The 15,469-nt window shown below is 56.6% G+C and carries 15 protein-coding genes and 1 other annotated feature; all 15 genes read right to left on the bottom strand.

Annotated elements, in window-relative coordinates; all coding sequences use genetic code 11:
- Positions 1-15 precede the first annotated feature (15 nt).
- Positions 16-444 carry a 50S ribosomal protein L13 gene (gene rplM, locus GFER_RS10635; protein ID WP_040099304.1) on the bottom strand — a complete coding sequence of 143 codons (429 nt, stop codon included), beginning with the start codon at positions 442-444 and terminating at the stop codon, positions 16-18.
- Positions 445-568: 124 nt separating this feature from the next.
- A complete protein-coding gene (locus GFER_RS10630) occupies positions 569-1,021 on the bottom strand; it encodes a universal stress protein (RefSeq protein ID WP_040099591.1) in 453 nt (150 codons plus the stop codon).
- A gap of 76 nt (positions 1,022-1,097) precedes the next feature.
- On the bottom strand, positions 1,098-1,829 hold the full coding sequence (gene truA, locus GFER_RS10625; protein WP_040099301.1) for a tRNA pseudouridine(38-40) synthase TruA: 732 nt from the start codon (positions 1,827-1,829) through the stop codon (positions 1,098-1,100).
- Complete coding sequence (locus tag GFER_RS10620; RefSeq protein WP_040099299.1) at positions 1,811-2,623, bottom strand: energy-coupling factor transporter transmembrane component T family protein; 813 nt, start codon at positions 2,621-2,623, stop codon at positions 1,811-1,813. Before GFER_RS10620 ends, truA begins: the two co-directional genes overlap by 19 nt.
- 41 nt (positions 2,624-2,664) lie before the next feature.
- Positions 2,665-3,681, bottom strand: coding sequence for an aspartate-semialdehyde dehydrogenase (locus tag GFER_RS10615; RefSeq protein ID WP_040099297.1), 1,017 nt, complete (start codon positions 3,679-3,681; stop codon positions 2,665-2,667).
- Positions 3,682-3,700: 19 nt separating this feature from the next.
- Positions 3,701-4,789 (bottom strand): 3-isopropylmalate dehydrogenase, encoded by a 1,089-nt coding sequence (leuB, locus tag GFER_RS10610; RefSeq protein WP_040099296.1) that lies wholly within the window; start codon positions 4,787-4,789, stop codon positions 3,701-3,703.
- Positions 4,790-4,984: 195 nt separating this feature from the next.
- Positions 4,985-5,515, bottom strand: coding sequence for a 3-isopropylmalate dehydratase small subunit (leuD, locus tag GFER_RS10605; protein ID WP_040099295.1), 531 nt, complete (start codon positions 5,513-5,515; stop codon positions 4,985-4,987).
- 93 nt (positions 5,516-5,608) lie between these two features.
- Positions 5,609-6,889, bottom strand: a complete 1,281-nt coding sequence (locus GFER_RS10600) for a 3-isopropylmalate dehydratase large subunit (RefSeq protein WP_040099293.1) — start codon at positions 6,887-6,889, stop codon at positions 5,609-5,611.
- 149 nt (positions 6,890-7,038) lie between these two features.
- Positions 7,039-8,577, bottom strand: a complete 1,539-nt coding sequence (locus GFER_RS10595; protein ID WP_040099291.1) for a 2-isopropylmalate synthase — start codon at positions 8,575-8,577, stop codon at positions 7,039-7,041.
- Between the two features lie 146 nt (positions 8,578-8,723).
- Positions 8,724-8,951, bottom strand: a binding site (T-box leader).
- Between the two features lie 187 nt (positions 8,952-9,138).
- Positions 9,139-9,783: a phosphatidylserine decarboxylase family protein gene (locus tag GFER_RS10590; protein ID WP_040099289.1), complete on the bottom strand. Its 645-nt coding sequence runs from the start codon at positions 9,781-9,783 to the stop codon at positions 9,139-9,141.
- Positions 9,784-9,858: 75 nt separating this feature from the next.
- Complete coding sequence (ilvC, locus tag GFER_RS10585) at positions 9,859-10,875, bottom strand: ketol-acid reductoisomerase (protein ID WP_040099287.1); 1,017 nt, start codon at positions 10,873-10,875, stop codon at positions 9,859-9,861.
- 104 nt (positions 10,876-10,979) lie between these two features.
- Entirely contained in the window at positions 10,980-11,474 is a 495-nt protein-coding gene (gene ilvN, locus GFER_RS10580; protein WP_040099285.1) for an acetolactate synthase small subunit, read from the bottom strand.
- Between the two features lie 50 nt (positions 11,475-11,524).
- Positions 11,525-13,222: a biosynthetic-type acetolactate synthase large subunit gene (gene ilvB / locus GFER_RS10575; protein WP_040099589.1), complete on the bottom strand. Its 1,698-nt coding sequence runs from the start codon at positions 13,220-13,222 to the stop codon at positions 11,525-11,527.
- Positions 13,223-13,306: 84 nt separating this feature from the next.
- On the bottom strand, positions 13,307-14,980 hold the full coding sequence (ilvD, locus tag GFER_RS10570; protein WP_040099283.1) for a dihydroxy-acid dehydratase: 1,674 nt from the start codon (positions 14,978-14,980) through the stop codon (positions 13,307-13,309).
- Positions 14,981-15,161: 181 nt separating this feature from the next.
- Positions 15,162-15,392 carry a YdcH family protein gene (locus tag GFER_RS10565; protein ID WP_040099281.1) on the bottom strand — a complete coding sequence of 77 codons (231 nt, stop codon included), beginning with the start codon at positions 15,390-15,392 and terminating at the stop codon, positions 15,162-15,164.
- Positions 15,393-15,469: the final 77 nt, after the last annotated feature.

The following is a 15,469-nucleotide window of genomic DNA, read 5'->3' as shown; positions in this document are numbered from 1 at the left end:
TCTATCTCCTGGACCTTAAAAAGTCAATTCTTTAGGCTGCTGAGCCTGATGCGGATGATCAACACCGGTGTAGACCTTGAGCTTCTTGAACATTTGCCGACCAAGTTTGTTTTTCGGCAGCATGCCCTTGACAGCTTTCTTGATCAACTCTTCCGGCTTGGTCGCCAGCAGTTTTTCCGCGTTGATCGACTTGATGCCCCCTGGATAACCGGAGTGCCGATAATACATCTTATCGGCCATCTTGTTGCCGGTCAGGCGAATCTTATCGGCGTTGAGGATAATAACGAAATCACCCGTATCGACACTCGGGGCGTAGATCGCTTTGTGTTTGCCGCGCAGAATACGGGCGACTTCGGTGGCGGCACGGCCGAGAACCTTGCCCTCGACATCAATGACGTACCAGCTCTTTTCGACTTGTGAATTTGAAACGACTCGGGTGCTCATGAATTTCCTCTCTATCAGTCATCTGTGATGTATGAACGGGGCTCACAGAAGTTGAGAACTTATCCGAAAGAAAATCTGATGTCAAGGGATTTTCCCCGAGCCCTGGGGTATTTTGTCGAGACGCTCAGAGAATGGAAGGCTTAACACTGAGAACCGGGCAGGAAGCTTGTTGCACCACGCGCTCAGCGGTACTGCCGATGAGCAAATGAGAGAGCCCGGTGCGGCCGTGGGTGCCGATGACGATCAGCTGCACGCTCTGTTGCTCGGCGTAGCGGCAGATTTCTTTAAAGGGCGTGCCGGTGAGCACCGTTGCTTCAACGCGCGCATCGGGAACTATCTCGCGAATGCGCTGCGCTTCCTGTTCCAATTGACTTAGTGCCGCTTGCATCTGCCGGCGTTGCTCTTCACGCGGAGTGCCTGACATCTGGGTGAAATACTCAAATTCACCATCGACGACCACATAGAGAAGAAAGAAGGTCGGATCGAAATAATCTCTCAAGGTCAGAGCAAACCTCAGGGTCTCAAGGCTGTGCTTTGAAAAATCAATGGGAACGAGAATTTTTAAACTTTTCTTCATCTGCATAACCGCCGCCATTCAGAACTTTTTAGTGACTATAACCGGCAGCGGCTGATTTGCAAGAAATCGGAAATCCTCAGTACCAGACCTCCATCAGGCACAGTCCCTGGGGCGGAGCGGTGCGGCCGGCCTGACCCTGGTCCTGAAGCAAAAGACGTTTGACATCGTTCACAGGCCTCTTACCTAGACCAATTTCCACGAGGGTGCCCGACATAACGCGAACCATGTTGCGCAAAAATCCGCTGCCGCGCACATCGATATAAAGCAACTTTTCGGCGGCAAGCAGATCAATGGAGAATATTTCCCGCGTGGTCGTCCGCGCCGCACAGCCTGAGGTGCGAAACGCCTGAAAATCGTGAACCCCCACCAGATCGGCTGCCGCGGCAGTCATTGCCGCAACGTCGAGATTCGCCCGCAATTGCCAGCTATAGCGCGCATTGAGTGGAGAGCGCACGGGATTGAGACACAGGCAGTAGCGATACCATTTGCCGCGGGCATCGAAGCGGGCATGGAAATCGTCGGCCACCAGGGTCGCTTCCTGCACCGCAATATCCGGCGGGAGCAGGCCGTTGAGTCCCTCGCGGTAAGCGGCCAGAGGCAGAATGCGTTCCGTGTGAAAGTTGGCCACCATGCCGCGGGCATGCACCCCGGCGTCGGTGCGCCCCGAAGATATCAGGGTCACGGACGCGCCGAGAAGCCGGCCGAGCCCCTCTTCCACAACCTGCTGAACGGCAAGCCCGTTGGGTTGGCGCTGCCAGCCTGCGTAATTGCTCCCGTCAAACTCCAAGACTAAGCGGATGTTGGCCATAGACGTAAGCCAATCAGGAAAACCGGCACCAGCATAGCCGCGCCGAAAAGAGTCCAGTTCAGCCAGGATGACAGACTCCGCTTGGGGGCGGGGTCGACAATAGCAGGAAGGGCGTGGCCCTGGGCCAGAGCCAGGGCCATCTCCTCAGCCCTGTCCACCAGGCGCAACAATAAGGGCCCGAGATTTTCACGCAAACGTCGCACACTTGCAGCGACACCGGCAGGCTGGCCGGCACCGACCGTGCGCGCCACAATCAGCTCCTCACGGAGCAATGGGAGAAAATGCAAGGTCAAAAGGATGAATTCACCCGCTCGCGCCACCGGCAGGCGCAACTTCTGCAAAGGCGCCGCCAAGGTGATAAAAGCCCGGGCGATTCGCGCAGGAGAAGTCGTCAGGGTGAGCAAGGAAGAAAATACCACGGCCAAACTTAGCTGCCAGATGACCCGAAGACCCTGGAGCAACCCATCAAACGAGAGGAATGCGACGCCGAACAAAGTTCGCCCGGGAGAAAAACACAGATGCAGCAACAAGGTAAAGAGAAACAGCCAGCGAAAAACCAACAATCCGCGCCACCAGGTGCGCCAGGGATAACCGCTGCACGCGGCAAGAATCAGCGCCAGGGCACTCAATGCCGTCAAAGCCGCAGGCCGGGTGACGGCAAAGGAGCAAATCACCAGAACCGGCATCAGGATCAGCTTCAACGGAGCGTCAAAGCGATGAAGCAATGATTCGCCGGGCTCAAACCGCCCAAGAATCAAGTCGTCAAGAATGGGCATCGTCACAAGACCGCGCAAAGGGGGATTTCCCCCCTGCGCCCAGGGAACATTCGGGGAAATCAGAGATAGTCAGCAGCCAGAATCTCGGCGATCCGCACCACATTGGTGGCGCCTTTGCGCAGATTGTCGGCGACCACCCATAAGTTGAGTCCGTTTTCAAGGGATTGGTCCTCGCGGATACGCCCAACCAGTACCAGATCCTGCCCGGCGGCGTCTATCGCGAGGGGATAGATATTTTGCTCCGACTCGTCGTCAATCCGCAACCCGGGTGCCGCGCTCAGCAACTCCCGCGCCTGCGCGGCGCTGATCTTTGCTTCTGTCTCGATATTGACGGTTTCACTGTCGCCGTAAAACACCGGCACGCGCACTGCGGTCGCAGAGATCCCCAGGGAGGGCATACCCAGAATCTTGCGGGTTTCCTGCACCAACGCCATCTCTTCGCGAGTGCAACCATTATCCAGAAAGCCATCGATGTGAGGCAAACAGTTGAAGGCGATCTGATGCGGATAAACCTGGTTGACAGCCGGTCGGCCATTGAGCAGTTCACCCGTCTGCACCCGTAGTTCTTCAACGGCCCTGAGCCCGCTTGCCGATACGGACTGATAGGTCGAAACCACGACTCGGCGGATTTTGGCAAAATCGTGCAGCGGCTTAAGCGCCAAAGCCAACGCGATGGTGGAGCCGCTCGGATTGGCGACAATGCCCTTGGCTCTGAACCCGGCAATATCCTGCGAATTAACCTCGGACACCACCAGGGGGACCTCGGGATCCGTACGCCAGGCATTGGAATCGTCGATACAAACCGCGCCGGCGGCGCTCGCAGCGAGGCAGTACTCCTTGCTGCGAACATCGCCAGCACAGAATATGGCGATATCAATTCCTGCAAAAGAATCTGCGGTCAGTCTTTCGACCAGAATCTGTTCGCCTTGGAATTCCAGGAAATTGCCCTCTGAGCGCTCACTGGCCAGCAGTCTTAACTCCGCCACGGGAAAGTTGCGTTCGCCCAGAATCTGGAGAATTTCAGTGCCGACCGCGCCGGTGGCGCCGACAATAGCGACCTTGAAAGTTTTGAGCATAGCAATTTCCTTTGGCAGGTTAAAGCGCTGCGACAATCGCTTCGCCCATCTCCTTGGTGTTGACACGCCTCTCACCGGGACGATCCTGAAAAATGTCGCCGGTGCGCAAGCCCTGATTGAGAACCGCTTCCACCGCGCCATCGATAGCGTCGGCCGCCTCGACCATGGCAAAGGAATAACGCAGCATCATGGACGCTGAAAGGATCTGGGCGATGGGATTGGCGATGCCCTGCCCGGCGATATCCGGGGCGCTGCCACCGGAAGGCTCGTACATGCCGAAGCTGCCTTGCGCCAGAGAGGCCGAGGGCAACATGCCCAGGGAGCCGGTGAGCATGGCCGCCTCATCCGACAGGATATCACCGAACATGTTTTCGCAGAGAATGACGTCGAACTGCTTGGGCCAGCGCACCAACTGCATGGCGGCATTGTCAACGTACATATGGCTGAGTTTGACGTCGGGATACTCTTTGGCCACGCCTTCGACGATTTCACGCCACAGGATGGAGGACGAGAGCACGTTGGCCTTGTCGATGGAGGTCACGCGCTTGTCGCGCTTGCGTGCTGCCTGGAATGCAACATGGGTGATACGCTCGATTTCAGGCACGGTGTAGCGCATGGTGTCGATGCCGACGCGATCGCGCCCCTGTCCTTCAATCCCCTTGGGCTGGGAGAAATAGATGCCGCCGGTCAGTTCGCGCACCACCAGAACGTTGAAACCACCGGCGATGACCTCTTCCTTAAGACTCGAAGCGCCGGTCAACGCCGGGAAAATAATAGCCGGACGCAGATTGGCATATAAACCGAAAATCTTGCGCAGAGGAAGAAGCGCGCCGCGCTCGGGTTGCTCGTCGGGGGGCAGGCTCTCCCACTTGGGGCCGCCCACGGACCCGAAAAGAATGGCATCGGAGCCCTTGCAAATATCCACGGTGGTCTGCGGCAGGGCCTTGCCCTCCTCATCGATGCCGGCGCCGCCGACGTTGGCGAAGGTCCGCTCGAAGCGCACAGCGTACTTTTTCTCAACGGCATCAAGCACCTGCAGGGCCTCGGCCATGACTTCGGGACCAATGCCGTCACCAGGCAGTACCGCAACTTTAAATGACTTGGACATGAAACTCTCTCCTTGAAAAATTAACAGGAAACCGAAAGAAAATTTTCACCGCAGAGGGCGCTAAGCGCGCTGAGAAAATCTCAGGGGAAAAGTTTAAAAACTCTGCGTTCTTGGCGTCCGCCGCGGTGAATCAATAATTTTTCGTTGCTATTCAGCTGCAACGTGCGGCGGTGCATGCTGAACAGTTACAATTTTTCAATAACGCGCGTCGGCGAACTCCACCCATCCTCCCGCCTCAACCAGGGCCTTGTCGAACGGACTGATGTCAAAACGGATAACCTCTTCGCGCCCACCAGCACGCGCCTTGAGCGTCTGATTATCAAGATCGACGGCAATTTCCACTTCACCCTCTTGATCGAGGGCAAAAAGCTGATCGATGTCGGCCTTGGGCAACTCAATGGCGAGCATGCCGCCATTGAAGGTGTTCTGGCGGAAAATGCGCGCGTAACTCTGCGCGATGATGGTGTGGATGCCGTTGACTTCAAACACCCAGGGGGCATGCTCGCGGGACGAGCCGCAGCCGAAATTCTCACGGGTAATCAGAACCCGGGCATTTTTCAGCTTCTCACCCTTGGGATCAAAGCCGTCCAGTTTGAGATCTTCGAGGATATAGGGCTTGAGCGCCTCTTTGGTCACTTCCGTCAGGTATTTGGCAGGAATGATTTCATCGGTATTGATGTCGGAGCGGTCGAGATAAATCGCCGGGCCGCCGAAAGTCTTTTTCATGGTCTCTCTACTCCATGTGAAGATTCATGCAGGGACGGACCGCGTCCGCCCAGAGCGTACAGGGTACGCCCCTACGTCACCATTAGAGCCGATCTAAATTTTGCGCGCGTCGGCAATCACCCCGGCAATGGCCGTGGCCGCAGCGGTCGCCGGACTCATCAGGTGCACCATGCCGCCCTTGCCCATACGCCCGTTGAAATTGCGGTTACTGGTCGAGGCACAGACTTCACCTTCGGCCAAGACCCCGTTGCTCATGCCCAGGCAGGCGCCACAGGTCGGATTCGTGACGCAGAAACCCGCCTCCATGAAGATATCGATAATCCCTTCATGCAGGGCATCCTTGAAAATTTTAGGCGTGGCGGGCGAGACGATGCCACGCACATGCTCGGCAATTTTTTTGCCCTTGAGCACCTGAGCCGCGACCCGCAAGTCTTCAATGCGACCGTTGGTGCAAGTGCCGATATACACCTGATCGACCCGACCTCCGGCCATTTCGCCCACCGGTTTGACGCAGTCGGGTTTATAGCCGTAAGTCACCATGGGCTCAAGATCTGACACGTCAAAGTCGAGGATTTTTTCGTAGGTCGCATCCGCGTCGGAGTGCCAGCGACGAAAGTCCTCGCACGCCGCTTCCTTGCTCGCATAATCACTCTGAATAAAAGGCCACAGATAATCCACGGTGGTCATGTCGGGCAGACAGATGCCACTGGTACCGCCGGCCTCAATGGCCATGTTGCTCAAAGTCATGCGCGCTTCCATGGACATTTCATCGACGATATTGCCACGAAACTCGATGACGCGGTCGGTGGCGCCGTTGACCCCGATGCTGCCAATAACGAAAAGAATCACATCTTTTGCGTAGACGCCCGGCGCCAGGGTGCCGGTCAGATTCACGCGAATGGAATTGGGTTTGCGAAAGGCGCACACCCCCTTGAGAATGCCGACTTCCAGATCGGTGGTGCCGACACCGGCAGCGAAAGCGCCGAAGGCTCCGTGGGTACAGGTATGACTATCGCCCATGATGACGGTGAAACCGGGGCGAATATAGCCCTTTTCCGGAAACAGGGCATGACAGACACCGTTGTGCCCAACATCGAAAAAATCCTTAATCGCATGCCGATGGGCCCAGTCACGCAGCATCTTGCCTTGCAGAGCGGTTTTGCTGTCCTTGGCGGGCGTCACATGATCGATAACGGCCTTGATCTTGGTGTTGTCGAACACCCGGTCCTTGCCGCGCGCTTCAAGGTCGGCGATAGCCACGGGCGTGGTGATTTCATGGCAGAGGACCCGGTCGAGGTCGAGCACGCAGGTTCCCGGAAACGGCTCGTCCCGCAGGTGCGCGTCGAAAATCTTTTCGGCGATAGTCTTTCCCATAACAGCTCCTTTAAACGAAATAAGACAAAACGCAGGCAGTTTAACCTAAATCCGGCGTTGACGGCAACGCAACGAACGTCTGCCACCTGTTTGGCAAAGGCAGGGCGGCCCTAAGGCCGCCCGAAAATCCTTTGTGAAAGTCCGCCGCTTTAAATTTGCGGACTTTTGCGCTCCAGGGTCGAGGCCAGGCGATTCAGGGCGTTTACATATGCCCGAGCGCTGGCGACGATGATATCAGGATGCGCGCCCTGGCCAATGGTCTCGCGACCATCGGCGAGCAGACGCACGGAGCATTCACCCTGAGCGTCGGTTCCGCCGGTGATGCCGCCGACGTTGAAAGCGAGCAACTGGGCTTTGCTGCCGGTGAGTTTTTTGATCGCCTTGAAGGCAGCGTCTACCGGCCCCACGCCCATGACCGCGACCTTTTTCACCTTGCCGGCGACATCCATCTCGACCGTGGCGGTGGGCGCGGCAAAAGAGCCAGAAGATACGTTCATCTGCAACAGCTTGTATTTTTCAGGCATGCGCACGATCTCGTCGGCGATGATGGCATCGAGATCCTCGTCGAAGATTTCCTTCTTGGCATCGGCCAGCGATTTAAAGCGCACGAAAGCCTTTTCAACGTCTTCTTTGTTCAGATCATAGCCCATTTCCTCCAGGCGCTGCTTAAAGGCATGGCGTCCGGAGTGTTTGCCGAGAACCAGCTTGCTCTGGTTGAGGCCGATGGACTCGGGAGTCATGATTTCGTAGGTGGATTTCTCCATGATCACGCCGTGCTGGTGAATTCCGGCCTCATGGGCGAAGGCGTTGGCACCGACAATCGCCTTATTGGGCTGCACGACAATACCGGTAATCGTTGAGAGCATGCGACTGGTTGGGTAAATGTGTTCGGTAACGACGTTGGTCTTGTACGGCAGCACGTCCTGGCGGGTGCGCAAAGTCATCACCACCTCTTCCAGAGAGCAGTTGCCGGCACGTTCGCCGATCCCGTTGATGGTGCACTCGATCTGCCCGGCACCCGCCTGAATGGCCGCCAGGCTGTTGGCCACGGCCAGCCCCAGGTCGTTATGGCAGTGCACGGAAATGGTGGCCTGATCGATATTGGGCACATTGCCCCGCAGGTAACTGATAATTTCGAAAAATTCCGACGGGATGGTATAGCCCACGGTGTCGGGAATATTCACCGTAGTGGCGCCGGCTTCGATCACTGCCTGTACCACCTTGGCGAGAAAGGGCAAACGGGTGCGTACTGCGTCCTCGGCGCTGAATTCCACATTGTGGGTATAGCCCTTGGCACGCTGCACGGCTTTCACAGCGATGTCCAGCACCTGCTGCTCGCTCATCTTGAGCTTGTACTTCATATGAATATCGCTGGTGGCGATGAAGGTGTGGATGCGCCCACGCTCTTTGGCGTACTTGAGCGCCTCCCAGGCGCGATCGATATCCATGTTGTTGGCGCGACACAGTCCGGCGATCTGTGGTCCCTTGATGGTCTGCGCAACTTTTTTAACCGCTTCGAAATCCCCGTCAGAAGCGATGGGGAAACCGGCCTCGATGGCATCGACATTGAGCTTTTCGAGTTGATGGGCGATGCGCAGCTTTTCGTCCATGTTCATGCTGGCGCCGGGTGACTGCTCTCCATCACGCAAGGTGGTATCGAAAATTTTGATAATACGTTCGCTGCTCATGGCTCCTCCTGGTTGTCAGGGTGACTTATCCTGCGACGGATTTGGCGTTACCGGTACGGCAATACCCGAGGTTTGCCCAAGTGACTCAGATCCGACTCTAAACAACTAACCACTTATCCGTTGAAATAAAAAAAGCTCTCACCCACTTCAGGGGCGAGAGCCTTGAGACTTCGCGGTACCACCCTGTTTCAGCCCGGCTTGACCGAGCCCTTCATTCACCCTTAACGCAGGTTCACGACCCGAGCTGGCCGCATGGCTGCGGCTTGACCCGAGCAGCTCCAAGGCGAGTTCGACCGCTTTCGTACCGGCTTGCACCAACCGCCGGCTCTCTGTGACGAAAGTTGAGGTCTACTACTCCTCTTCACAGCTTTTAAAACACTATATCGCAAAGTAGATCAAAGATAGCGGGCTTCTGTCAAGCGACATTTCCAGGGATCCCGGAACCTTGGACGTTTTTTCGGTATCGCCACATTCGTCTTTACGCTCACCGAAAAATCAGTCGAACTTAAACTGACTGCCCTTCGCCCCCAGCAGCGTTTGGCGCATCGGCTGCGCGCCAAATCAGGACAGGGTGGCGATGAGGGTTTCCCCGGCCACGGTGCGATCCCCGACCCTCAGACGCACGGGCGTGCCGACCGGCAGGTAAAGATCAACGCGCGAGCCGAAACGGATCAGGCCGTAGCGCATACCCCGCCTGAGCTGCTCGCCCACCTCGGGATAACTGACAATGCGCCGAGCGACCAACCCTGCGATCTGCACACACAGCAAGCGCTGCCCGTTGACGGCTTCAATCAGCAACCCCGATTGTTCGTTTTCCAACGCAGCCTTGTCCAGCGAGGCGTTGAGAAACATGCCCTTGTTGTAAAAAGAGTCGATAACCTTGCCGTCACAAGGAAAGCGGTTGACATGAACATCGAAGACATTCATGAAAATGCTGACCTTGACGGCCGGACCCTGAAAATAACGCGACTCCTCAACCTCGCCGACAAAGATCACTTTGCCGTCGGCGGGGGCCACCACCGCGCCCTCCTCGGCGGGAACAAGACGCTCGGGATTGCGAAAAAAGTAAATGGTAAAAAGGGTGAGGGCAAACAGAACAAAAGTCAGAAAACCCCAGCCCAGAAGTCCGAAGACAATGGTGACGAAAGCAAAAAGACCGATGAACGGATAGCCTTCAACAGCAATGGGTTGATTTTGATTGCGCATGTTGTATCCCTGCGGCCTCCAGGGCAAAAACAGAACGAGGGCAAAATTGCCCTCGTTCGCCTTGCCAAATGAAAATCAGTTGCGATCCTTGTCGACGATCTTGTTCTTGCCGATCCAGCTCATCATCGAGCGCAGCTTCTCGCCCACCTCTTCGATGGGATGGTCCATGCCCCGCCGGCGCATGGCTTTGAGGGTCGGCTGGTTGACCTTGTTTTCCAGCATCCATTCGCGAGCGAACTGACCCGATTGGATTTCGTCGAGAATTTTCTTCATCTCTTTTTTGGTGGCATCGGTAATAACGCGCGGGCCACGGGTCAGATCACCATATTCGGCCGTATTGGAAATGGAATAGCGCATATTGGCAATGCCGCCTTCATACATCAGATCGACGATCAGCTTGAGTTCGTGCAGACACTCGAAATAAGCCATTTCAGGAGCGTAACCGGCTTCGACCAGGGTCTCGAACCCGGCCTGCACCAAGGCACTGGCACCACCGCACAGCACCGCCTGCTCACCGAACAGATCGGTTTCTGTCTCTTCCTTGAAATTGGTTTCGATAATCCCGGCGCGGCCACCGCCATTGGCGCTGGCATAAGCCAAGGCAACGTCGCGCGTGTTGCCGGCCGGATCCTGATAGAGAGCGATGAGGCTCGGAACCCCTCCGCCGCGGGTGTATTCGTGGCGCACCAGATGACCGGGCCCCTTGGGAGCGACCATGAACACATTGATGTCTTCTCGCGGCACGATCAGACCAAAATGGATATTGAAGCCGTGGCCAAAGGCGAGATAGGCGCCCTGCTTGAGATTGGGCTCGATCTCGGCGTAATAGAGATCGCTCTGCAGTTCGTCGGGGACGAGAATCATCACCACGTCGGCAGCCTGAACCGCGGCTGCGGTTTCCATAACGGGCAACCCGGCTTTTTCGGCTTTCGGCCAGGAACTCCCGCCTTTGCGCAGACCGACGATAACGTCGATGCCGCTATCCTTGAGATTGTTGGCGTGTGCGTGCCCCTGGCTGCCGTAGCCAATGATTGCGACTTTTTTACCTTTGAGCACGCCGAGGTTGGCGTCCTGATCGTAGTATACCTTCATGAATGGTCGTCCTCCTGCTGGATTAATTCTTGATAAATCGCGAATAGCGGAACCTTATAGCATAGGTGCGGACCAGCTGCCAACCTTTTAGCGGCGCCCGGGGGCTATACGTTTTTCCATCCTTTGGGGCCGCGACCGATGACGACCGGGCCCGAGCGGACAATCTCCTTGATCCCCAGGGGACGCAGAAGCTCGATAATGGCATTGATTTTACCGGGCGCGCCGGTGACCTCAACGGTATAGGATTTGGCTGTGACATCCACCACTTTGGCGCGAAAGATATCGACCACGCGCAGCACCTCGGCGCGCGTACCTTCTTCGGCACAAACCTTAACCAGAGCCATTTCGCGCTCGACGAAATCACCGCCGGTGAAATCGATGACCTTGATGGTGTCGATCAACTTGTTGAGCTGCTTGGTAATCTGCTCAAGTATCTGGTCATCGCCCGAGGTCACAATGGTCATGCGCGAAATGCTGGGGTCAAGAGTCGTGGCCACCGATAGGCTTTCAATATTAAAGCCACGGCCGGAAAAAAGCCCCGCCACCCGCGCAAGCACGCCGAACTCATTTTCAACCAGGACCGATATGGTGTGTTTCATGGACATACCTCGTTAGTTGGATAGACGATCAAACCGAATTACATCAGATATCAGCTGGAGAGCACCATTTCATTGAGGCCGGCCGCCGGCGGCACCATGGGCAGCACGTTCTCCTCGCGAGAGACCTTGAATTCCATGATTACCGGGCCGGGGATTTCCAGAGCCCGGCGGATCAAGGGCGCGACTTCGTCTGGCCTCTCGGCCCGCAGGCCGGCGGCGCCATAGGCCTCGGCCAGCTTAACAAAATCGATGGGCAGCTCCATACATGTTTGGCTGTAGCGACGGTCGAAAAACATCTGCTGCCACTGGCGCACCATGCCAAGAAAATTATTATTGAGGATGGCGATTTTCACCGGCAGACGGTATTGCACCAGGGTCGCCAGTTCCTGCGAATTCATCTGAAAAGAGCCGTCGCCGGAGATATCGATAACTTGCCTGTCAGGGAAGGCGACCTGAGCTCCGAGAGCCGCCGGCAAACCGAAGCCCATGGTCCCGAGTCCGCCCGAGGTAAGAAAAGTGCGGGGCTGGATAAAATCGAAAAACTGGGCCGTCCACATCTGATGCTGTCCCACCTCGGTGGTAATGATGGCGTCATCACGCGTCAGCTCTCGGATTTTTTCAATGACGAACTGCGGCTTGATTACAGTTTCCGAATTCTGGTAGGACAAGGGTTGCGCTTGCTTCCAATCGTTGACTTGGCTGCGCCAAGCGGAGGTAGCCTCAATCAGGGTGGACAGTCCGTCCTGGTTTTGGCCCAACCCGGTGGCCATCTTCGAGAGCACGTCGCGCAGATTGCCGACGATGGGCAAATCGACGCGCACATTTTTTTTGATGGAGGTGGGATCGATATCGATGTGGATGATTTTGGCATTGGGAGCAAAACTTGCGATACGCCCCGTGACCCGATCGTCGAAACGAGCGCCTGCGGCAATCAGAACATCGGCATTGGTCACCGCCATATTGGCGCAGTAGGTACCGTGCATGCCCAACAGCCCCAGACATAATGGATGGCGCGTGGGAAAGGCCGACTTGGCCATAAGAGTGGTGGTCACCGGGGCCTGAATCAGTTCGGCCAAGGCCATGAGCTCGTCGGCGGCATCGGAGAGAACGGCACCGCCTCCCACGTAAAGCACCGGCCGGCGCGCTTCAAGGATCATGGACGCGGCCTTCTCGACCTGTCGCGCGTTGGGGCCAAAGGTCGGTTTATAGCCTGCCAGCTCCACCGCTCCGGGGTACTCAAAGCGGGTGCTGTCGACCTGCACATCCTTGGGCAAATCGATGAGAACCGGCCCGGGGCGTCCGGTGCGGGCGATAAAGAAGGCCTGCTTGACGATACGCGCAAGGTCCTTGACGTTCTTGACCAGGTAACTATGTTTGGTGATGGGGCGTGTAATCCCGACCATGTCGGCTTCCTGAAAAGCGTCGTTGCCGATCAAGGGCGTGGGCACCTGGCCGGTGATAACCACCAAAGGGATGGAATCCATGTAGGCAGTGGCGATGCCGGTTACCGTATTGGTTGCGCCGGGACCGCTGGTGGCCAGGGCGACTCCAACTTTGCCCGTGGACCGCGCATAGCCATCGGCCGCGTGCACCGCGGCCTGCTCGTGACGCGTCAGGATATGGCGAATGGGCGAATCGAAGAGATCGTCATAGATGTTGATGACTGCGCCGCCGGGATAACCGAAGATGGTATCCACACCTTCGCGTTGCAGACATTCCAGCAGAATTTTGGATCCGGTCATTTTCAAAATCAAGTTCCTCCATGAGCCATTGGATCACTGCAGAAAACCGTGCGACGACCTCCCCGCCGGCACACGACATAGGCTTTTTGCTTACTCGTCGATACTGGTCACCGCGCCGGTGTACGCCGAGGTAACAACTTTGGCATAACGGGCCAACCAGCCGGTTTTGATCTTCGGTTCGGGCTTGCGCCACTTCTCCAGGCGTGCGGCCAGGGTTTCATCATCAACCTTAAGCTCAAGTTTGCGCCCGGGAATGTCCAGACAAATGACATCACCATCTTCAACCAGCGCGATGGGTCCACCCTCAGCGGCTTCAGGAGAAACATGACCGATGCAAGGGCCTCGCGTTCCACCGGAAAAGCGTCCGTCGGTTATGAGCGCCACGCTGTCTCCCAAACCCAGACCCATCAGGGTGGCGGTCGGAGCCAGCATTTCCCGCATGCCGGGGCCACCTTTGGGACCTTCGTAGCGAATCACCACAACCTCGCCGCCACGGATCTGCCCGCCCATGAGCGCCGCCATGGCCGCCTCTTCCGATTCAAAACAGCGCGCGCGCCCCTCAAAATGCATCATTTTTTCCGAAACGCCGGATTGCTTGACAACAGCGCCCTTGGGCGCAAGATTGCCGGCGAGGATAGCGATTCCGCCTTCGGCACGCACCGGGCGACTCAAAGGCTGAATAACCTCCTCGTCCACCTCACGCACCTGATCGATCACCTGCTTCACAGTCAAGCCACTGAGTGTGGGGTTATCGAGAATGCGGTCGCGCAATTGATAGAGGACTCCCGACACACCGCCGGCGGCATCCAGGTCTTCCATGAAATATTTCCCGCCCGGATTCATCGATGCCAGCTGAGGAGTTTCGCGACTAAGACGGTCAAATTCCTCCAAAGGCAGAGGCACTCCGGCTTCGCGGGCAATAGCCAGAAGATGCAGAACCGTGTTGCTCGATCCACCCAGGGCAAGATCAACGCGGATGGCGTTCTCAAAAGCTTCACGGGTCATAATTTGACGCGGCGTGATGTTGTCATGCACTAATTGCACGATGCGCTGCCCGGAGGCAAAGGCCAACCGTCGCTTATAAGCGGAGACGGCGGGGGTCGTGGCGCATTGCATCAAGCTCATGCCCATGGTCTCGGTGAGAATCGCCATGGTATTCGCCGTAAACAACCCCTGGCAGGAACCGGCCCCGGGGCAGGCCTTGTCCTCGCAGACCTGGAGTTGCTGCTCATCGATAACCCCGGCCTTAAACTGGGCCATGGCTTCAAAAGTATCCGTCACAAAGGAGAAGGCACGCCCGCCCCGCCCCCGCCCGGCAAGCATGGGTCCCGCAGTGACGACGATACAGGGGATGTCGAGACGCGCCGCGGCCATCAACATGCCGGGCGTAATCTTGTCGCAGTTGGTCAGCAGCACCAGGCCGTCGAGACGATGGGCCTCGGCGACGGACTCAATCATGTCGGCGATGAGTTCACGCGTCGGGAGGGAATAGTGCATGCCCTTATGTCCCATCGAAATCCCGTCACAAACACCTGGAATCCCAAATATAAATGAAAATCCACCGCCCGTGTGCACACCTTTTTCGATGAAGCGCTCCAGATCACGCATGCCGATGTGTCCGGGGATCAAGTCGGTAAAAGAACTGGCGATACCGATAAAAGGTTTATCCATTTGCTCGCCGGGTACGCCGGTGCCCTTGAGAAGCGCGCGATGTGGGGTGCGCTCGAACCCTTTAGTGATGACGTCGCTGCGTTTGGATGCCATGATTGTTCACTGCCTTTGCGGAAAATGAATTCGGTTGTCGGATCCAAAAACAACAGGGGTCCTGAAAAAGACCCCTGCCCTGATAAACCTGTTGGCCGGAATCGGTCACGGCCGAAAAACCGGCTCAGACAAAAAGGGGAGTCGGGTGTTTGTCCCCAACCCCCCCATAAATTGATTTGTGTTAGTTGACGGTCGCGCTGTATCCGCGCAGGAGACGAATCATCTCGTCCTTTCCGGCCAACTTGATCTTCTGGATTTTCTTGCGCTCCATCTCCTCTTCGGGAGTCAGATATTTTTTCTTGTCAAATTCATCCAGCTCTTTCTCAAGCAACCGGTGTTCTTCAAAAAGCATGCGAAATTTAGGACTTTCGCTCACCAGTTGCCCTACCAACTCCATGTCCAGTTCCTCCATGTAACACCTCCCGCACGGTTAGAGGGTTGAAAGAGTTTGGAAAGCACGATCTTAAAATATCGGATGGCGCTCTGCTT

Source organism: Geoalkalibacter ferrihydriticus DSM 17813, from assembly GCF_000820505.1.
Classification (GTDB): Bacteria; Desulfobacterota; Desulfuromonadia; order Desulfuromonadales; family Geoalkalibacteraceae; genus Geoalkalibacter; species Geoalkalibacter ferrihydriticus.
The sequence above is the reverse complement of the archived record's forward strand: the minus strand, read 5'-3'. Positions and strand labels throughout refer to the sequence as shown.